Origin of the sequence: Francisella hispaniensis FSC454 (assembly GCF_001885235.1) — a bacterium.
GTDB classification, from domain to species: domain Bacteria; phylum Pseudomonadota; class Gammaproteobacteria; order Francisellales; family Francisellaceae; genus Francisella; species Francisella hispaniensis.
Genome location: NZ_CP018093.1, coordinates 741,436 through 762,241, shown reverse-complemented (window position 1 = coordinate 762,241; position 20,806 = coordinate 741,436). Strand labels below are relative to the sequence as shown.

Here is a 20,806-nt window from a genome sequence, read left to right as displayed (position 1 = left end):
ATAAGGTTTTACAATGCTACAATATCCTCACATTGATCCAGTTGCATTGCAACTTGGCCCTATAAAGATTCATTGGTATGGTCTGATGTACCTACTCGGTATTTTTGCCGGCTGGTACTTAACTAGATATAGAGCAAAAGTTAAACCATGGGCGCCTATCAAACCAGAGCAAGTTGGCGATTTAACATTTTATGTTGCACTAGGTGTTATTCTTGGTGGTAGAATCGGCTATATTATCTTCTATAATCTTCCTTATTATTTCCATAACCCATCACAAATGTTTTTCTTATGGGATGGTGGAATGTCATTCCATGGTGGATTTATTGGCGTGCTTATAGCATTTGCCTTATTTGCACGTAAAATCGGTGCTAATTTCTTTGACTTAGGTGAGTTTGTTGCGCCAGTTATACCAATTGGTTTGGGCGCTGGTAGAATAGGCAACTTTATCAATGGCGAACTTTGGGGTAAAGTTACAGATTCACCATTAGGCATGATTTTCCCAACTGGTGGTCCTTTACCAAGATATCCATCACAACTATTTGAGTTTTTCTTTGAGGGAGTTATTTTATTTACTGTTCTATGGCTTGTTACCATCAAGCAAAGACCTCGTTATCTTGTGCTCGGACTTTTCATGTTTTTATATGGTTGTGCTAGATTTATCTGTGAATTTTTTAGGCAACCAGACCCACAGTATGGTTATATATTCTTTAACTGGATGACTATGGGGCAAATATTATCAATCCCAATGATATTACTAGGCGCGATAATCCTAATCGCAGTATTTATTAAAACAAGGAAAAATAAATGCGAGAATATCTAAATTTCCTTAATTATATTAAAGAAAATGGAGTTTTAAAGGGTGATAGAACTGGTACTGGGACAAGAAGTATCTTTGGCTATCAAATGCGTTTTGATCTTCAAAAAGGCTTCCCGCTAGTAACTACAAAAAAAATTCATATTCCTAGTGTTGTTCATGAGCTATTATGGTTTTTAAGTGGTAGTACAAATATCAAATATCTTAATGATAATAATGTTAGAATTTGGAATGAGTGGGCAACCTCAGATGGCGAACTTGGTCCTATTTATGGCAAGCAGTGGCGTGATTTTAATGGTCAAGGTATAGATCAAATTGCTGATGTAATTCAAATGCTAAAAACAAATCCAAACTCACGTAGAATTCTAGTTTCAGCTTGGAATCCATGTGTTGTACCATCAGAAAAAATCTCTCCACAAGAAAATGTTGTAAAAGGTAATTCAGCCTTACCACCATGCCATGCAATGTTTCAGTTTTATGTAGCCAATAATAAACTATCATGCATGCTTACGCAAAGAAGTGCCGATGCTTTTCTTGGAGTGCCATTTAACATTGCAAGTTATTCACTACTGACACATATGGTTGCACAACAATGTGATCTTGATGTTGGTGAGTTCATCTGGTCAGGTGGCGATTGTCATATTTACAATAATCATATTGAGCAAGTAAATGAACAACTTAGTCGTGAGCCTTTGGATCTACCAAAATTAAAGATTTTAAGAAAACCAAACTCCATCTTTGATTATAAATACGAAGATTTTGAATTTGAGAACTATAACCATCACCCTGCCATCAAAGCAAAAATATCTGTATAAGGATGCCAAAATGAGTCAGCTATCTCTTAATAAAAAGAAAATCCCAATTCTTCTCTTAGAAGGTATACACTCAAATGCTGTTGAATCATTCAAAGCTGCGGGATACGAAAATATCGGATTACTAAATACTGCGCTTGAAGGACAAGAATTAATAGATAAACTTAAAGATTTTAAAATTGTCGGCTTACGTTCTCGTACACAACTGACAAAAGAAGTCCTTGAGCAATCTGAGCATCTTATAGCTATTGGCTGCTTTTGTATCGGTACTAACCAAGTAGATCTGAAAACTGCACAAAGCTTAGGTATACCAGTTTTTAATGCACCATTTTCAAACACTCGTAGTGTTGCTGAGCTTGTCTTAGCAGAAGCTATTTTGCTGATTCGTAATGTAATCGACAAAAATGCTAAAGCCCATAGAGGAGAATGGCTTAAGTCAGCTGATAATGCCAATGAAGTAAGAGGTAAAACCTTAGGAATTGTTGGTTATGGTCATATCGGTATGCAGCTTGGAGTTCTAGCAGAGAATATTGGTTTAAATGTTATATTTTATGATATTGAAGAGAAGCTGCCTTTAGGTAATGCTTCTCAAGTTGACAGTTTAGCAACACTATTACAACAATCTGATGTCGTTTCTTTACATGTGCCACAACTGCCAACTACTGCAAATATGATATCAACCAAAGAATTCGCTCTTATGAAGCAAAATGCAGTGCTTATCAATGCTTCAAGAGGTAATGTAATAGATATTGATGCTTTAGTTGATGCACTAACAAGCTCCAAGCTTAAAGGTGCAGCAATCGATGTTTTCCCTAAAGAGCCATCATCAAAAGGTGAAATTTTTGAAAGTCCTTTGCGAGGTCTTGATAATGTCTTTCTAACCCCACACATAGGTGGTAGCACTATAGAGGCACAAGAAAATATTGCTACTGAAGTAAGTGCAAAATTAATTAAGTATTCAGATAATGGTTCAACATTAAATGCAGTAAACTTTCCTGAATTATCTTTACCTAGTCATAGAGAAACTCACCGAATCTTACATATTCACCAAAATATCCCAGGTATTATTAATGAACTAAATAGAATTTTAGCGTCTAAGAATATTAATGTTGAGGGGCAATATCTAAGAACACTAGAAAATATTGGTTATGTTGTTATGGATATTAAATCAAGCTCTGACCAAGCCAAAGATCTTATTGATGAGTTTAAAAAAAGTTAAAGCCACAATAAAGGCTCGTTATTTAGTATAAATGTCTATAAGTAAATCTCTTGTTTTAAATGAAATAAAAAAAATCTCGCCATCTCATATTATTATTGGTTATAGTGGTGGCGTTGACTCAAGTGTTTTACTAAATATCAGCAAAGAATTAGATATTCCACTGATTGCAATTTATATTAATCATAATCTTCATCGTGACTCATTAAAATGGCAAGTCCACTGCCAACAAACTTGTCAAAGATATAATCTAGAATTTATTAGCCACGCATTAGATAAAGCTCCTAAAGGAGAAAGTTTTGAGGCTTGGGCAAGTAAACAAAGAATGGCATTTTTTTGAAAAAATAATGCAGCAATATCCTAAGCCATTACTTCTATTAGGACACCATCAAGATGATCAGGCCGAGACATTCCTAATTCAAGCAATACGTGGCTCAGGATTAGCTGGCTTAGCTGGTATGCCTTATTATAAAAAATTACATCATGGCGGAGTACTACGTCCATTACTAAACTATACTAAGATTGAAATAGAAGAGTTTGCCAAACTAAATAATATCACATATATATATGACGATAGTAACGAAGATACAAAATACCGCAGAAACTTAATTCGTAATGAAATAATCCCGATACTACAACAAGTAAATCCAAATATCAGTCAAACTCTCTCTCGTAGTGCAAATATTTGTGCAGAAAGTAATAATGTTTTACACAAGCTACTTGTAGAAAAATTACAATCAATATCTCAAGGTACTACGCTAATAATTAGCGAGTTGACAAAGTTAGATGATGATATTCAAAAAAGTCTTCTGCATCTTTGGTTTAAACAAAATACGCAGCAAACTCTTAAAAGTAAGCAAATAAAAGATGTATACCTAGCTGTCAATAATCCAACAACCGGTTGGAAAATTGATATAAGCAATAATTGCAAAATTCATATACAATATAATCAGCTTATGATAAAGCATACAGCTACTACAAATAATATAAACAAAGAAGATATCATAAGTTGGCTTAATAAAAACCTTAATCAAGAAATCGATCTAACTAAAATAGTAATCCGTGATAGAAAGCCTGATGATAAATGCAAATATCATGGCAGAAATAAGCCTAACAAACTCAAAATACTCTTTCAAGAACTACAAATTCCTGCCACTGAAAGATTAAAAGCAAAAATAATTTTAAAAGATCAGCAAATAATTGCTGTGTATCCTTTTTTTGTTTGTGAATGATTTTAAAACTACTTTAATTTCTTTATGAACAAAGCAACGATATACCATAGTATAATTGTTACTGTTAAGATAGCCATTATATTGGTAAATAAACCTTGAAATAATTGTGCCTGTTTGACTAGATCAAGGTTACTAGGAGTACCCTGAAAAGCTGCCAAATCAGCAACCTTAGCACCAATAAATCCAGCAACACTTCCTGTAAAAAGCATATAAGATGCTGCTAAGAAGCCTGTATCTTTTTTATCTTTTACAGATGTAATTTCTGAAAGCGCAATAGGATCTATAAATAACTCTGATACACCTAAAAAAGCTAAAGCTATTATGACAAGTAAAGCTGACGTTGTGCCATCTACACTGGCATTTTTGGCTGCTATAAAAAATAAAACAAAACATAATAGTTGAAATATAAAACCAAATGAGAACTTTATCATTCTACCAAAATCATCATCGAGTGATTTTACTTTTTTCCAAATCCATGCAAGAATTAGACCACCGAACAAAATTGAAAGTGAATTCATCGAAGTAAAAGTACTCGCAGGAATATCAATTCCCCATAAATATGTATCTACATTTCTATGTATAAAAATTTCTACCGAAGTATATAACTGCTCGTCAAATACCCAGAAAACTATGCCAAAAATATAAAAAGGCAATAGAGAAATTAATGATTTACGTGTACTAGTATCTGTTTTGATAAAGATGATCACAAAAGCTATTACCGCGATACATGTCACTACTGCTAATAGATAACCATCAAAAAGATATTCTAAAGCCAAATAACTTAAAGTCAGTATTAAAAATATACTAAAAACTACAACTAGATTTTCTAGCTGTTTGGATAAGGTTTTCTGTGGAAGAATATCTGGGATATATTTAGAACCTTGTATAAATACGGCCAAACCAAATATCATACCAATACCAGCAATACCAAAGCCATAATGCCAACCATAATAATGTGCTACTAAACCACATAGCATAGGTGCAAATATACCACCAAAATTTCCACCTAAATATAGTAGAGTGAAAGCTGAATCTTTATTTGGATCATCAGAATTATACTGCTGCCCTAACAGGCAAGATACATTACTCTTAAAAAAGCCATAACCACAAACTATAAATGCCATGCCAAGATATAATTTAGTATCGCCGCCAAAGCCAAGAATAATATGGCCAATAGACATAAGTACCGCACCATAAATCACTGCTTTTTTATAACCTAATACTCTATCGGCAACAACTCCACCGACTATAGGCGACAAATATACCAAAGTTATATAAGCTCCTGCTATAGCATACGAAGTAGTATCACCAAGTTTAAGGTGATCTACCAAGTACAATATCAAAAGCGCCCTCATACCATAGAAGCTAAAATATTCCCACATGTATATCGCAATAATGTACCATAAAGCTTTAGGATGTTTTCTCGAGTGATAATTTTGTTGCATTGATTAACTAGTAAAATTAACGATAAATAGATTATAAATAAATAAGCAGCTTAGTAAAAGTTATATGTGGCTTTTAAATTAGCTATTAAATATTATCGAGAGTTATTAAAATATCAATAGTATCTAGTTATTCAAACTATGTTAGTATAGAAGTAGTCCATATTACTAATATCAAAAGAGATAACCATGAAAATTATAATAAAAAAATTTTTTGTCTGTTGTACTACTCTGTTAATGCTAATTTCACAATCATTAGCATGTACGGCTCTGACATTAGTTAAAAATGGTCACACCGTTTCTGGCAGAACTATGGAGTGGGGATTTAATTGGAGCTGGCAACTCATTTATATACCCAAAGGAACCAAGCATTATCTAACTGCGCCAAGTAATTTAAACTTAGCCAAAATTAGCTATTCTTCTAAATACTCAATAATTGCTACTGGCCTTGTAAATGCTAATCAAGAATTTTTAGTTGATGGTCAGAATGATCAAGGTCTTAGCATTAGTGCAAACTATATGCCAGGATTTGCCGAATATCAAAAAGTAACCAATACAGATAAAAAATATGCCTCTATAAATCAAATTAGTACGTTAATCTTAAGCGAGTATACCAATGTAGAGCAAGTCAAACAAGCGCTACAACAATACAAAGTCTGGTCAGATAAAAGTACTATGATTAATGGAGTTGCGCCACAATTACACTTTTTAATTACTGATAGAAGTGGTAAAGGGCTAGTTGTTGAATATATAAAAGGAAAAGTAAAACTATATGATGTCAATTCAAATGTCAAAGTAATGACAAATGCTCCTACTTATGATTGGCATCTTATAAACTTGCGAAACTACTTAAATTTAAGTAATCAAACAATAATTAGAGTGAAAATAAGTGATGCTATAGATCCTTCACAAAACAAAGATATCCAAGATATAAACTCACTTGGTCAGGGTAATGGCTTTTTAGGCTTACCTGGAGATTACTCGCCACCATCAAGATTTATCAAGACGGCAATACTTGGATATTATGCTAATAATAAAGGTGATAACAATGAAAATCTTGTCACTAAAGTTACCCATATCCTTAATAACGTTGATATAACTAAAGGAACAATTACTGAAAAGCTTGGAAATCAGACAATGTTTGATCATACTGCATTTACAGTAATAAAAGACCTTAACAATAACAAACTTTATATTAAAAGCTATAATTCCCCTAATAATGCTGTGGAAATTGATTTAAACACATTAGATCAAAGTAATTCTAAACAGTTCGTTATTGATATAGACAAATTACCTTATCCAAATAATAATATATCGGCTAATCTTATCAAGTAGCTAAACTCTTTTTTTAGCTAAAAGTCGATCATAAACTTGCTGAATTCCTTCAGCTTCATTTTGAATCTTATATTTTGTAGTTACCAAATCGTAGCCATTTTGTGCTATTGTATATCTTAACTGGCTATCAGAAATTAGAATATCTAACTTATCTACAATCTGTTGGCTTGATTTGGGTTCAACTAAATAACCATTTTGACTATCTGTGATAATCTCTGGCCAAGCACCTGCTTTAGTTGCAATTACAGCGCATTTTGAAGCCATTGCTTCAAGAGCTGGCAAACCAAAGCCCTCTTTATGGCTAGCACAAACGACAATATCTAAAGCTCTATACCAACTAGGAATCTCATTGCTATCAGCTATAAAACCAGTAAAAACTATCTGCTTATCTAATCCAGCTTCTTTTACTTTTTGCTCTAGCTCTTTCTTAAAATCTAAATCTCTTGGAGTTGCCTCACCAATAACTACTGCTGTCCAATCAGGATATTTTTTTAGAGTTACTATTGTTGCCTCGATAAATTCTTTAGTTCCTTTAGTTTCCCTAATTCTACCAAATATCCCTATAGCATGTTTGCCAGGCATTTTTTTGTCTTGCCATTGTTGTTGCCTATCTTCAGCTGGATAAAAAACTTGTGTATTTACTCCGTGAGGTACTATATAGGGCTTTTTCTCTAAGTATTTTGCTGATATTTCAGATGGGCATATAACTGCTGACATTCTGTTTATATAAAACTTTGTAAGCTTTTTATGATGCCTCTGAGCTACAGAAGTAAAAACCAATATTATCTTATATCTAAAAATATACTTTAATATTATGCCTATAAGCATATCTATATTTCTACGTGCATGCCAAATACGCCATTTATCACGCCAACATTTAAATAAAAAATCTCTAAATCTAATTTTCTTAATGTCTTTAGAATCAATATTAAAGCCCATCCCAACAATGTTTACTAGTTTAGTTTGTGCTGGCATAACAGCTAACATACTTGCATTAATCCCAGAGAATCTACGTCCTAGCGATAAAGCTATAACATCAACATCCTTGATATTTTTAGTTTCCACGATTTATCTATATTAAAATATTCTATTAGTGCCATACTAAAACAAACTTAGAATATTTACAAGCTAATCAAAACTTATAGATAAATCACAATAACACTTAAACTAACCTCAGTTCGATAATTATTTCATGTCTAAATATTTATAATTATTGATTTTAATTGGTTTAATAATAAACTGAGCTAAAGCAGCCATGAGGGTGAGTAAAAGCATTATTAATAGATCTATGTCTTGTATGCCATAAGGTTAGATTATTTTTGAGATAATCAAAAATAGTCTCAATGATCGATCTTTTAGCTAACATAGTTTTTTCAAATCTAGATCTAGGAACTTTTTTCATATTCTTTTTTTAAAGTGGTTATAAACTTTAAGCCTTGTTGCTCAAGTAGTTGAGCTTTGTCTTTAGAAATATAACCTCTATCACCAAATACTATTCCTTTAAGTCCATGACATAATTTAGTCAAGAAACTCCTATCATCTTTATTTCCTGGGCTAATATTGGTACTAACAATTTCACCAATATGGTTAGTCAGTAAATGAAGCTTGAAACCAAAGAACCATCTAGTACTAGTCTTACCTTTAGCTGCTAAACCCTTAAACACCTTGTGTCTTGACTCTCTTAAATTATGACAAACAGGTAATTTAGTAGCATCTATACTGTATATTTGCCACGGTTGCTTGATATAAATGCTATTAACGGTGACATTGCTATATCTATTAATTCTACAAAACGGTTATAAGATGGAGCTGTAGGAAAGTAATGTTTCCAGTAAATTTTTATAAACTCAACATAGTAAGTTTTAAAATCTTTATATCTAACAGCTTGATACATGATCAAAATAGTCATTATTTCACTTAAAGATAAACTTGGTTTTAGGCCAACTGTTTTCTTTTTGTAATTAATAGACTTGCTTTGTAATTCTTTATGATAAATAATACAAAAGTCGTCTATACGACAAAAGGTTAAGATAAGTTGATCTATCATTATTGTCAGAATTTAAAGGTTTTTCGCTTATTTTAACCTAAGAATACTCTCAAGCCTTTAATTTACAATACTTTTAATTCCGAACTGAGGTTAAACTAAACTAGGTTCCATGAACAAAAAAATATCTTAGCCAAATAAGAGTACTTGCCAAAGCAATAAATCCCAGAAATGCAGAGCAAGTCTTATCAAATCTAGAGAAAAAGTTCTCAATTAAGTGTCTTTCTTTGTAAATATGCCAATCAATATTATGCTTTTTTGTGTAATTTTATTTGGCTGGGATAACAACAATGTTTCCATTTTCAGCTAAGATTTTTATATTTTCTTCAGAAAAATAAGCTTTATCAGCTAAAATATGAGCATTTTTTATGCCGTCTAAAAGCTCTAAAGAGGGAACAATGTCATGTACATTACCAGCTGTAAGCATAAATTTCACAGGATTTCCTAGAGCATCAGTCAAGGTATGTATCTTAGTTGAAAGTCCACCAACACTTCTGCCTAAGGCATGAATTTCATTACCATTTATTTCATATCCACATGCACAAGCATGAAATTTTACTGATAATGAATCAATCATAAATTGTTGAGAGTCAACCTCTGAAACATAAGTCATTAAATCACACCATACACCTTTGTCAGCCCAGTATTTATAACGCTTATGCAATGCTCTGCTACAGTCATATTCTTTATGAAGGTATTTCCATTGAGCACCTGTTTTGAGAATGTAAAAGACGGCTTCTATAAATCTTCTAAGTTTAAAAACATTTTTTGTATGTAGACCTTTTTGAGATTTTAAAAATTTTAAAATAGTTGACCAATTTGTTTCTGATATATAATATTCCATATAGTTAAGTGTGTTTTTTTCGCAAAAAATATTTAAATATACTTAACAACTTTTTTCAAAAAATTTTGTTCATGGAACCTACTATGATCTTTAGTATAATTTTCCTTAGCTGGAATAATAGCTATATTACCATTTTTTATAAGAAACTTTATGTTATCTTCAGAAAAATAAGCCTTATCTGCCAATATTTGAGCATTTTTTATACCTTTCAATAAATCTTGTGAGGGAATTATGTCATGTACATTACCAACTGATAATATAAATCTAACAGGGTTACCTAGTGCATCAGTTACAGTATGTATTTTAGTTGTAAAACCTCCAGCACTTCTACCAAGAGCATGTATTTTATTACTATTTATCTCATAACTACTAGCACAAGCATGTGCTTTTACAGATAATAAATCAACCATGAACTGTTCACAGAAATATAACTCATTAAATTAGACCAAATACCTTTATCTGCCCAGTATTTATAACGTTTATGGATTGTTCTACTATTACCATAATCCTCATGAAGATAACCCCATTGAGCTCCAGTTTTCAGAATGTAAAATACAGCTTCGATAAATACTCTAAGTTTTTTGGTATCTTTTGTGTGTAGACCTTTTTGAGATTTAAGAAAAGTCAAAATAGTTGACCAGTTAGATTCTGATATGTAATATTTCATCTGTGTTAAGTGTTTTGTTTGTTTCGCAAAACTATTTAAATACACTTAACATATTTATGCAAAAATTTTGTTCATGAAACCTAGTTTATAATTATTCTCTATTTTAAATGCTATAATACTTAGCATATCACCTTTTTTAGATATGTTTTTTTTATGATAGTTTTAAAAAAACTTAAGAACTTATTTTGTTGTAAAAAACCAATAATCAAAGGGAATAATACCTTCTTAATTTGGGAGCCTTGCTCTCATAGTCATGCCGAAATTGTTCCAGGATTTACAAAATATTTACTTGATTTAGGCTACCATGTTTCAATACTTATAAATCCTAAAAGATATAAAGAAGGTCTTTTTTACAGATTTGATAACGAAAATATTTCATATAATAAAATGTCTAAAAGACAGATTTATAAATACTTTAAAAGAGACTCTCTTGAAGATGTCGAAGGAGTTTTGATAACGACTATTGGTAAACTTTATGATGGTAAAAATTTAAACCAAGTATATGACTCTTTTCATAATCAAGTTGACAAGCGTAAACTTTTTTTTGTTGAACATGAAATTGATAGCTATATTGATAACAATTCTAACCCTCGCAAAGATATTATTACTTTAAGGACTATGGATTATAAAAATACTATCACAGTTCCAGTTAACCCTCATTATTTTGGGAGTGTTAAATTAACTGATAAAAATGAACTTACAAAATTTATAACTATTGGTGCTTTATCTGAGAAGAGAAAAAGCACCAAACTACTCACAAATGCTGCAAAAGAACTTTTAGATAAAGGTATTACAAACTTTAAAATCACAGTTATTGGCAAAGGAAATATAAAAGATTTACCAGTTCAGTTACAAGGTTTTTTTGACATTAAAAGACGTCTAGATTTCGATAAGATGTATGATGAAATTGAGAATGCTGACTTTATTCTCTCTGCTTACGAAGATAACCCAGAGCATAGAAAATACATCACATCTAAAACCAGTGGTACTTTTCAACTTGTCTATGGTTTTTTAAAACCAATAATTATTAGGGAAGATTTTGCGCCGATAAATGGTTTTAATTCAAATAATGCTATTTTATATTCTCAAGATTCTCAATACAGTGATGCAATGATAAAAGCAATAAATATGTCAGCTGGACAATATAAACAAATTAAACAAAATTTAGAAGACTATACTAGTCAATTATATCTAAATTCAAAAATTAACTTACAAAGATTAATCAAAGGATACACTAGCAATGAATAAAATACCCATAGTTTTTACTTTTGATAAAAATATTATTTTAGGCGGCGCGGTCACAATCAAGAGCTTAATAGACTATGCTAACCCAGATACTTGTTATGATATTTATGTGTATCATCCTAATATTAGCAAAAAGTCTATTAGTGCTTTTAACAGAATGGTGGAAAATACCAAACATACCATTTCTTTTGACGTGATAGATGAATCAATTTTTAAAGGTGTACCTATTGATACTCGTAGAGGATGGATAATAACTTTCTATCGATTATTAATACCAAAACTTTTACCTCAATATGATAAAGTCATATACTCTGATGTAGACGTGCTCTTTCAGTCAGATATGAGTGAAGTCTATAATACTGACTTAACTAGTTATGAGTGGGCTGGTGTTATCGCAGAAAAGCATCAACAAAATATGATTCAGCATAAATATTTTGAGGAAAATAATAATTCTTATATATACTGGCCAGGTTTTATGGTAATGAATACAAAACTAATGAGAGAAAATAATTTTATAAACCGTTGCTTTGATACTATGTATAAGTTTAACACAAGGCTAAAGTTTCGAGACTTAGATGTTCTAAATCTAACTTGTAATAAAATTAAATCGCTACCATTTAAATATGTAACACTACAAAGTATATATTATCTAAATACTATACAAGAAGCTCCAGAATATATCTTTTTAAAAGAAATTTATTCTGATGATGAGTTGTTAGAGGCTAAAAATAATCCAGCTATAATACATTATGCTGGTAGTCCTGGTAAACCATGGAGAATGAAAAGACCATATAAAAATTATCTAGAGTATATTTCAAAAATACCTAAAGAACTTAGAAAATATACTTTTAGAGATATAAAAAAGAAATTACTTAATAAGTACTAAATGATCGATCTTACTTAGTAATCCCTATCCTTGTTTGACCTTTAATTTTGCAAAAAATATAGCTAAAAGAGTTGAAAATAATATAACTAGAATTTGAACAGTAAAAAAGTAATCAAACAAACAGCCTATAAACATAGCTATAATTAAAACTCGAAAATAAACTTTATCATTATTATCTAATCCTCTTGCTTCAAATAACAACATTATGAAAAAAATTAATAATGAAAGTCCTGCTAGTATACCTCCTTTAAAAGTATAATTTATAAATTCATTATGAGGCATAATACCATCTTTAGTAATATGAGGATTATTCTTCAAGGCATCATTTTTATTGATTAAAAACTTTGTACATTCAGTAACATCTGAGATATTTGTAATAGGAGAACACCCTAAAAATAGTAATTTTGGATACTTTTCAAAAACTCTAATAGAAGAATCATAATACATCAATCTTAATCCAGTAGATGTTAAGGATAGCTCTTCTGCCGTTTTATTATCAAAATCTTTAGAAAAATATAATTGTGATTCTTTTATAGAATCTCTTACTCTATCATGAAAAATATTAGAAGTTCTATAAACAATCACAAATATAATGCAAAGAGTAGCAATAGAAACTAAGATAATAGTTAAGAATTTAGTTATATTTAGTTTTTTATCATTTAAACTATAACACTTTATTATGACAAAAAAATAATAAATTAATACAACAAACTCAATAATATATCCTGCTTTACTACGGTTAACAAAAAGATCTATAAATACTATTAATATTCCTACGAATATCATAACTAGTTTTAGTAGTTTACTTTCTTTACGTATTGCTTTTCCAACAATAAATACTGCAGCAAATGGAAAAGTTAGTGCAACAATAGACTGTATAGTAGAGCCTCCATCAATTTCAGTATAGAAATCACTTATTATAAAATAATTTCCTGTAAAGTATTTGTAGCTAAATCTGAATAATGCTATAAAAGAAATAAACACTACGATATAGACAAAAATATTTAGTAGATAGTCAGGATATTTTTTATTTTTAGATAAAAAATAACTAGCTGAAAGTATGTATAATACTATTAATAAAGGATTTGAAAAGCTAAAAAATTGATTAATAATTTGATCATTGCTAAAAAATAATGCATATATCAACCCTAGGTTGATCAAAAATGCAGCAAAAAGTAAAAACTTCAGAGATGTATTTTGTTTTAATATTGTTAGAACATTCTTATCAAGAAAACATAATAAAATAATCATAATAAAACTTATTGAAATAATAGCTCTAGCAAATAAAAAAATACTAATAAATATTGCTATGGCTGCTAGTAAAACTACTTTAGGAAATATATCTTGTTTCATTATTAAACCTGTTTTAATTTTATATACTTTTAGCATAAATTATTATATTCAAGTTGAGTATCCTATTATATTAGAAATAATTTTATAAGTCTTTATAAAATATATACTAACATAAGTTTCATAAGCTAATATTAACAATAGGATATATTTTTATGATAGTAAACTAATTTCTGTTGGTATAGAATTCATTAATAATTATAAAAACTCTGTAATTGATACATGAAATTTACTTTTCGCCAAACAATCTTCATATTATCGATATTTTTATTTTTTCTATATTTAAATATTTTTCAGCCAATGAGCGGTGATGACCTACTTAGGTTCAAGATGGATATTTTATATAATCAAACAATGCTACATCAGCTTCAATTAGACTATAATTATCTGACAGGAAGAATTTCTGCTCAAATACTAGTTTATATATTCCTAAATAAAAGCTACCCTTTTTTACTTTATTTTTTTGATTTTATTAATGCTTTAGTGATGACTCTATTCATAATTATTTTATATAAAATAATTACTATTGAAAAAGACGAAATACTTTCAAAAAAATTTATTGTATTTTTAGTATTTTCATGATTCTTTTTGGTTTGAATAACTCAATTTCACAAATATTATCTAAAACTATAGCACTACAATATTTTTGGGGAATAGCTTTGCTTAGTTACTTTTACTATAAGTGCTTTACTAAAGAGAATTTTGCTCCTCTATTAAGCTTTATGACAGGACTAGTTATAGGCTTGTACAATGAGGCAATATTTTTAGTGTGTTTTAGTATTATTTTTTCCTACATAACATATCAGGTTATACAGCACAGAACAATAAATAAAAATGTTTACTTCTTTCTTATCCCTTTTATCTTAGGTGGAATAGTAATGTTTAGTGCACCTGGCAGTTATCATATAACAGAAACACGCCTTGATGATACTCCTTTCCAACTCTTGATAAAGAATTTCTGGAAATATATTTTTATGGTTTTCACAGAATTTGAACTATCTCCCTTATTTATTTTAGCTATATTAAGTGTTATAAAATTCGAAAATAATAGATTAAAAAAAATAATGACTATTCTTTGTCTATTTTTAGTCTGGTTAACTATTTACCCAATATGCTTTCAATTTACAAGAAGAGTAGCTCTAATCTACATGTTTTTTTACTTCTCTATAATCTCATACTACATCTACAATTATCCTAGTAAAATTAATAATTTTTTGACTAAGAACTACAAAATATTTTGTTTTGCTGGTTTAGTAATAGTAGGATTATTTTTATATATTTTTGGTAAATATCATTACTATGAAGTAGCAAGATTCAATAAAATGCAATATTATAGAAACATAGGACAAGAAAATATATCTCTTGAACCTATTAAATTCGCAGGAATACAATTAATTAAAGTAGAAGATATTCATGAGGATCACAATGAATACTCTAATACAGTATTTGCTGAGGCATATGGTTTTAATAAAGTTACTGCATCAGTAAGCTAAGTTTTCTAAGAGTCTTACACATATAAGCCTCTTAATAACTTAAAAATCTCTCTAAATGACTTATTTATAGTATTTTTTTCTACTTCCTTATGATGATTTCTAATGAGTTGCCTTAACTTTTGAATATCCAAATCTGGAAACTCTTGTATTAATTTATCTAATGTATCATTCATTTTAAGTGGATCTAAAAGATTATTGCGAATATTTTCTAAACGCTGAAACATTAGATTTGCTTGTTTATCTTTATTGACAAGTACATCATACGCTTTATATATTTCATCAAGATTATCTGTTTTACGTAAAAGTTTACCAATAAATTGTATTTGTCTTTTTAAAGCTATTTTTTGTAAACTTTTAGCAGTGATAATATTATTTTTAAGGTTATCATCGATTGGTATTTTTTCTAATTGCTCTTTACTTAATTCAGTTAAGGATCTACCAAAATCTGTTATTTCTAAGGCATCTTTTTTTACAGATGTCTTACTTTTTACTGTTTTATAATAAGAATTCTCTTCTTCTCTTTCTAAGCGATCTATTTCATCAAGATCAATAACTTTACCCATAGCTTTTATTTTTAATTTGTTTCGATATCTATATAATATAAGCTATAATTTTAAACATTAAATTTATTTTATCCACTTAAAAAATATCAGGAGACTATCAAATATGTTCAGCTTTGAAAAAAATAGCCTAAAAAATACCGATAAAGAGATTTTTGATGCTATACAACTTGAAGTCAAAAGACAACATGAACATGTTGAGCTTATAGCATCAGAAAACTATGCAAGTCCTGCGGTAATGGAGGCACAGGGATCACAACTTACAAACAAATATGCCGAAGGCTATCATGGTAAAAGGTATTATGGTGGTTGTGAATTTGTTGATATCGCTGAGAAACTTGCTATAGAAAGAGCACAGCAACTATTCGGAGTTGATTATGCCAATGTTCAACCACATTCAGGTTCTCAAGCAAATGCTGCCGTTTATAATGCTGTCTTAAAACCAGGAGATACTGTTCTTGGTATGGATTTAGGTGCAGGTGGACACCTAACTCATGGTAGCAAAGTTAATTTTTCTGGGAAAATTTATAACTCTATCCAATACGGCTTAGATGAAAATGGTGATATAGACTACGAGCAAGTGGCACAATTAGCTAAAGAGCATAAACCAAAAATGATAATCGCAGGCTTCTCAGCATTTTCTGGCATAATTAACTGGCAGAAGTTTAGAGAAATAGCAGACTCAGTAGATGCTGTATTGATGGCAGATATAGCTCATGTAGCAGGTCTTGTAGCAGCTGGAGTATACCCTAACCCATTCCCATATGTCGATGTTGCAACCACAACTACTCACAAGACTTTAAGGGGACCTAGAGGTGGATTAATACTTTGTAATAATAACCCAGAACTTGCAAAAAAATTCCAATCAGCTATTTTCCCTGGTATTCAAGGTGGTCCTTTGATGCATGTAATAGCAGCTAAAGCAGTTGCATTTAAAGAAGCATTAGAGCCTAGTTTCATTGACTATCAAAAACAAGTATTAAAAAATGCTAAGGCTATGGAAAAAGTTTTAAAACAACTTGGTATTAATATAATCTCTGGTGGAACTAGTAATCATCTACTTTTACTTGATATTACAAACACTGGTTTCTCTGGTAAAGAAGCTGAGGCAGCTCTAGGTAGAGCAAATATCACTGTTAATAAAAACTCTATCCCAAATGATCCTCGCTCTCCTTTTGTCACTAGCGGATTAAGGATTGGGAGCCCTGCTATAACGACGAGAGGTTTCAAAGAAAAAGAATGTGAGTTAGTCGCTAACTTATTAGCAGATGTAGTATTTAACTGTGGTGATGAGCAAGTTGAAAATGAAACTGCTGCTAAAGTTTTAGATCTTTGTGATAAGTTCCCTGTTTATAAATAAATCACAAATCTTACAAATTATTAATTTATTTTTTAGTCTCCAATTTTCAAACAATATTTTTATCACTTTATAATTAATTAAATATTAAGCAATAAAATCCTTTATTACCAATGCTATAACACACCTTTCTGCATAATTAATTTGATTAAATTTTAAAACAAATAATAATTTTTAAAACAAGTCAAGGAGACAAAAATGAAAAAGACTTTAACTATCGCTCTTTTAGGAACTATTGCAACAACTTCAGTTTATGCCGATGATTTAAATGCAAAAATCATAAATGAATCTGTTACTAAATACTCTAATAATGTTGAAACAGCTGCTGATACTAATACAAATTCACCAATTTATGCATTCAAAAGCATAGCAGCTGATGCAAGCAATATTCAAGCAAATGGAGAAAAATTAGCTAGAGGTTTTGTCTTAACTAACAATGGTGCAGTTAAGATACCTAACTCTATCAAGCCAAAAAATATGTATATGAAAGATCAAGCTACTGCTGCTCAAGGTCTTGAAAAGTACAGAGCTGAGAGAGATGAGATTAACAGCAACATCAAAAAACTAGAAAGTCAAAAGAAACTAGGCTGGAGAGTTAAAGTAGTTGCAGAACAAGCTAAACTAAAAAGTATTAACACTAAAATAGATATCCTAAAAGGTATCGAAAAAGGTGACAAAGCTTATGCTGAAGAGAAAATTGCACAGTTTAATATTGTAAAAAATATAACTGTAAATGGTCCTAAAGCATATTTTAATGATATTGCTAAGCCAGTATCATCACACTTAAACGCAGCCTGGGATTCTGCTACTAGTCTTAACTATGTAGACTACAGAAACAACATTGATATGTTCTGGGGCGCAAGAGTAGCTCTTTGGAATGGCCAATACAATATCAATAGCAAAGATGCAGTTACAGCTATTGAATTTAATGATATTACTAACTACTTGACTATTCAGACTATTAAGTCTCTTCAAGGTAGTGATACAACTAAAGCGGTTTCATTATATGCTGATGCTAATACCCTTGCATATACAGTAACTACGCTAGGTGATCTAGAGAGCGGTATCCAAGATAAGATAGCTTCACCAAGAACAGCACAGTCAATTTGTGAAGCTGACTTAATTGATATTAGAGCTAATACTAAAGTTAGTACAGCTAGAAATGTTATTAATGGACTATCGGATCAAAAAGCTGTAGAAACTATACTTACACACTTATTAGACAAGATTAGTATTGGCGATATTACAGTTTACGACCTAGATAAATTAGGCAACAACTGGGCAATTAAAGCAGCTGTAAATGCAATTAGCGCAGCTTTAGGTTCTGAAGGTGTACTATATGTTAAGGGTCATACTTTAATGTTAAGACCTGCGAGTGCTGTGGCTGGCCCTGTTGCTAATGCTATTGCTGAGAACGGAATTTACAAACAAGTAAATGACGCTGATAGTGTTCTATTTGGTGAAAATGCTTGTAACTTTACAGCAGCTAAAAATAGTAACAACCCTATAGCTAAAGCTATGGTGGTAGCTTCTAAGCAAATAGCTGGTCAACTTTCTAAAGATCAAGTTATTGACCCAGCTTTTGAAGAGAAAGTATTTTTGACTTTACAAGCAAACATGTTTGAAAACTTAAACAAGGTTTTAAGCTAACTAATAAAATTAAAACTGAATTTCTAAATATTAATTAAGTTAATATGAGGCTACTTTCGACACATCCCATCTTGTTGCCAATATTCACTACCAACACAATGATGACAATAAAATAAACCATTTGGGTCATATTTATTTTTAATCTTAAGTAATTTAGAGTAATTACTACCCCAAAATACTTGCTGCCAGTTTTTTTGGAAGTAATCAGCTTCATTTGCATATGTCCCAGCATCAGGAGCTAAAGCCATAATCATGTTCATAGCTTTGTAGATATTATCTACTTTCTGCTCAATCTCTTGTGTCATCTTTGGCTTATCAAACTCTGGTTTGTCATTACTATAACTCATAATTGCTAGAGCTCCAGCATCGTAAACACCTGGATGCATAGAAGTCTGCTTTGTTAATTCTATAGCTTCTTTAGAAGCTCCTGCTAAACCCTTATTAATCTGAATTGATACTGGCGCAAGTTGTGAAACTTTATAAAAAGTATCCACAGTTTTATCGATATTTTTAGAATCAAATAATTTCTCTGGTAAATACCAAGACTGATAAGTATACCAGTATGCTGATACTTCAGCGGTATTTGAAGCCCACCAGAACTCTCCATCTCTAGCATCTGGGCCTATATTTTTAATAACCATATCTGGGTAGTTTTTATGCCAAAAATCATAGTTCCAAATTTGTGTTGGTGGAATGTCTATATATTTTAACTTATAGTGTAAATCAGGCTGACTTTCTAGCCACTTTTTAAATGGCTGCCAAATATCTAAAGCTTCTTTTTCAGCTAATCCTTGAGTTACCATGGCTATCGTCATTTTATCATTAGGACGAAATGCAAATTGTTCACCCCAATGTTCATTATTTAACTTTGAAGAATAAAATAAGAGAAACTCTTTTATCAATTTTTTATAAGCCTTATCAGAATCTGTGGTTATTTCTCCACTTATCAGTCCAAAATGACTTGGAAGCTTGTGAGTTCTCAATGTAAGGTTTGTAACCACTCCGTAAGTACCCCCACCACCACCTTTGATAGCCCAAAATAAAACTTGATTTTGGCATTCATTTGCAATCACAACCTTACCATCAGCAGTAACAACTTCAGCTTGTATAATACCCCCAGCACCAGTACCATACTGTTTCGACCAGCTACCAAAGCCACCACCTTGTGGGAAACCCCCGGCTGCACCAACTGTAGTACATCCTCCACCTTGGACGTATTGATGATGGTGATTAGTTACAACATTATAAGCCTCAAGCCAACGTGTCCCTGCGCCAACTGTTACAGCTGAATATTCTTTATTTTTTGGACAGTTCTGAGGGTGAAAATGCTTATTATACTCAATATCTCTCATATTATGAGTCCATATTAATAGCGCATCCGGAGAGCTCGAACGTCCTAAATAATCATGCCCTGCTCCCTTTATAACTAGACGTAAATTATGTTTTCTAGCAAAGTTGGCAGCTTTTACAATATCTTGAGTATCTTCTGCTTCAACAGCATAGCTACTTGACTGATTATGCCAAGCTCCATACCATCCTTGAGATTCATTTCTTCCAGAGTCTGACTGCATATAAAAAGGATTCTTGATATTTTGCAAGACTAATTTACACTCTTTACTATCTGAATTTTTCTCACATACAGAAAGAGGTAATCTAGGTTTGATAAGCTTTCCCTTAAGTGATTTTGCTAAAGTATCCCATTGTTGTTGATCTGGCCAACATGGCTCAGAAGGTAAACAGCGGCAATTAGGTTTTAAATTCTTATCGCTGACATTTGCTAAACTTTGACCATTAGATAAACTAAATGTTAAAGCTAATATACAAATCGTAATAATTTTTCTATACATTTCTACTAAGAA

14 protein-coding genes and 5 pseudogenes are annotated in these 20,806 nt (G+C 30.9%); 10 read left to right on the top strand and 9 right to left on the bottom strand.

Annotation, left to right across the window (positions count from 1 at the left end; genetic code table 11):
* Positions 1-13: 13 nt before the first annotated feature.
* From lgt to tilS, 4 genes and pseudogenes are all read left to right on the top strand, one after another.
* Positions 14-820 carry a prolipoprotein diacylglyceryl transferase gene (lgt, locus tag FSC454_RS03725; RefSeq protein ID WP_014548607.1) on the top strand — a complete coding sequence of 269 codons (807 nt, stop codon included), beginning with the start codon at positions 14-16 and terminating at the stop codon, positions 818-820.
* Positions 805-1,629, top strand: coding sequence for a thymidylate synthase (locus FSC454_RS03720; RefSeq protein ID WP_066044642.1), 825 nt, complete (start codon positions 805-807; stop codon positions 1,627-1,629). The genes lgt and FSC454_RS03720 overlap by 16 nt, the downstream gene beginning before the upstream one ends.
* A gap of 10 nt (positions 1,630-1,639) precedes the next feature.
* A pseudogene (serA, locus tag FSC454_RS03715) lies at positions 1,640-2,876 on the top strand (phosphoglycerate dehydrogenase).
* A pseudogene (gene tilS / locus FSC454_RS03710) lies at positions 2,877-4,074 on the top strand (tRNA lysidine(34) synthetase TilS).
* Between the two features lie 8 nt (positions 4,075-4,082).
* On the opposite strand, the gene FSC454_RS03705 reads toward tilS, so the two are convergent.
* Entirely contained in the window at positions 4,083-5,519 is a 1,437-nt protein-coding gene (locus FSC454_RS03705) for a peptide MFS transporter (RefSeq protein ID WP_071794783.1), read from the bottom strand.
* Positions 5,520-5,705: 186 nt separating this feature from the next.
* Here FSC454_RS03705 and FSC454_RS03700 point away from each other — a divergent pair, with 186 nt between their 5' ends.
* Complete coding sequence (locus tag FSC454_RS03700) at positions 5,706-6,851, top strand: choloylglycine hydrolase family protein (RefSeq protein WP_066044635.1); 1,146 nt, start codon at positions 5,706-5,708, stop codon at positions 6,849-6,851.
* On the opposite strand, the gene FSC454_RS03695 is transcribed toward FSC454_RS03700, so the two are convergent.
* The 5 genes and pseudogenes from FSC454_RS03695 to FSC454_RS03675 all read right to left on the bottom strand — a co-directional run bounded on the left by FSC454_RS03695 (position 6,852) and on the right by FSC454_RS03675 (position 10,406).
* Positions 6,852-7,916 carry a glycosyltransferase family 4 protein gene (locus FSC454_RS03695; RefSeq protein WP_066044633.1) on the bottom strand — a complete coding sequence of 355 codons (1,065 nt, stop codon included), beginning with the start codon at positions 7,914-7,916 and terminating at the stop codon, positions 6,852-6,854. It lies immediately after the preceding gene.
* 120 nt (positions 7,917-8,036) lie between these two features.
* Positions 8,037-8,898 (bottom strand): annotated as a pseudogene (locus FSC454_RS03690) (IS982 family transposase).
* A 100-nt stretch (positions 8,899-8,998) separates the two neighbouring features.
* A pseudogene (locus FSC454_RS03685) lies at positions 8,999-9,739 on the bottom strand (IS5 family transposase).
* Between the two features lie 32 nt (positions 9,740-9,771).
* Entirely contained in the window at positions 9,772-10,149 is a 378-nt protein-coding gene (locus tag FSC454_RS03680; RefSeq protein WP_071794781.1) for a transposase, read from the bottom strand.
* The gene (locus FSC454_RS03675; RefSeq protein WP_156860526.1) at positions 10,128-10,406 is read right to left on the bottom strand and encodes a transposase; all 279 of its coding nucleotides are present in this window, start codon (positions 10,404-10,406) and stop codon (positions 10,128-10,130) included. Before FSC454_RS03675 ends, FSC454_RS03680 begins: the two co-directional genes overlap by 22 nt.
* A gap of 153 nt (positions 10,407-10,559) precedes the next feature.
* Between FSC454_RS03675 and FSC454_RS03670 the strand changes: the two genes are divergently transcribed.
* Both FSC454_RS03670 and FSC454_RS03665 read left to right on the top strand, forming a co-directional pair.
* Positions 10,560-11,654: a hypothetical protein gene (locus FSC454_RS03670; RefSeq protein ID WP_066045393.1), complete on the top strand. Its 1,095-nt coding sequence runs from the start codon at positions 10,560-10,562 to the stop codon at positions 11,652-11,654.
* Positions 11,647-12,537, top strand: a complete 891-nt coding sequence (locus tag FSC454_RS03665; protein WP_071794779.1) for a glycosyltransferase family 8 protein — start codon at positions 11,647-11,649, stop codon at positions 12,535-12,537. The genes FSC454_RS03670 and FSC454_RS03665 overlap by 8 nt, the downstream gene beginning before the upstream one ends.
* A 24-nt stretch (positions 12,538-12,561) precedes the next feature.
* Here the strand turns inward: FSC454_RS03665 and FSC454_RS03660 are convergent, their stop codons facing one another.
* Positions 12,562-13,890, bottom strand: coding sequence for an O-antigen ligase family protein (locus FSC454_RS03660; RefSeq protein WP_071794838.1), 1,329 nt, complete (start codon positions 13,888-13,890; stop codon positions 12,562-12,564).
* Between the two features lie 219 nt (positions 13,891-14,109).
* Between FSC454_RS03660 and FSC454_RS03655 the strand changes: the two are divergent.
* A pseudogene (locus tag FSC454_RS03655) lies at positions 14,110-15,380 on the top strand (DUF6056 family protein).
* 14 nt (positions 15,381-15,394) lie between these two features.
* On the opposite strand, the gene yjgA reads toward FSC454_RS03655, so the two are convergent.
* Positions 15,395-15,943 (bottom strand): ribosome biogenesis factor YjgA, encoded by a 549-nt coding sequence (yjgA, locus tag FSC454_RS03650; protein ID WP_066046481.1) that lies wholly within the window; start codon positions 15,941-15,943, stop codon positions 15,395-15,397.
* Positions 15,944-16,046: 103 nt separating this feature from the next.
* Between yjgA and glyA the strand changes: the two genes are divergently transcribed.
* Together glyA and FSC454_RS03640 are read left to right on the top strand one after the other, a co-directional pair.
* Positions 16,047-17,300 (top strand): serine hydroxymethyltransferase, encoded by a 1,254-nt coding sequence (gene glyA / locus FSC454_RS03645; RefSeq protein WP_066046479.1) that lies wholly within the window; start codon positions 16,047-16,049, stop codon positions 17,298-17,300.
* A 195-nt stretch (positions 17,301-17,495) separates the two neighbouring features.
* On the top strand, positions 17,496-18,947 hold the full coding sequence (locus tag FSC454_RS03640) for a hypothetical protein (protein ID WP_066046477.1): 1,452 nt from the start codon (positions 17,496-17,498) through the stop codon (positions 18,945-18,947).
* Positions 18,948-18,997: 50 nt separating this feature from the next.
* On the opposite strand, the gene FSC454_RS03635 is transcribed toward FSC454_RS03640, so the two are convergent.
* Positions 18,998-20,794, bottom strand: coding sequence for an FAD-dependent oxidoreductase (locus tag FSC454_RS03635; protein ID WP_066046475.1), 1,797 nt, complete (start codon positions 20,792-20,794; stop codon positions 18,998-19,000).
* Positions 20,795-20,806: the final 12 nt, after the last annotated feature.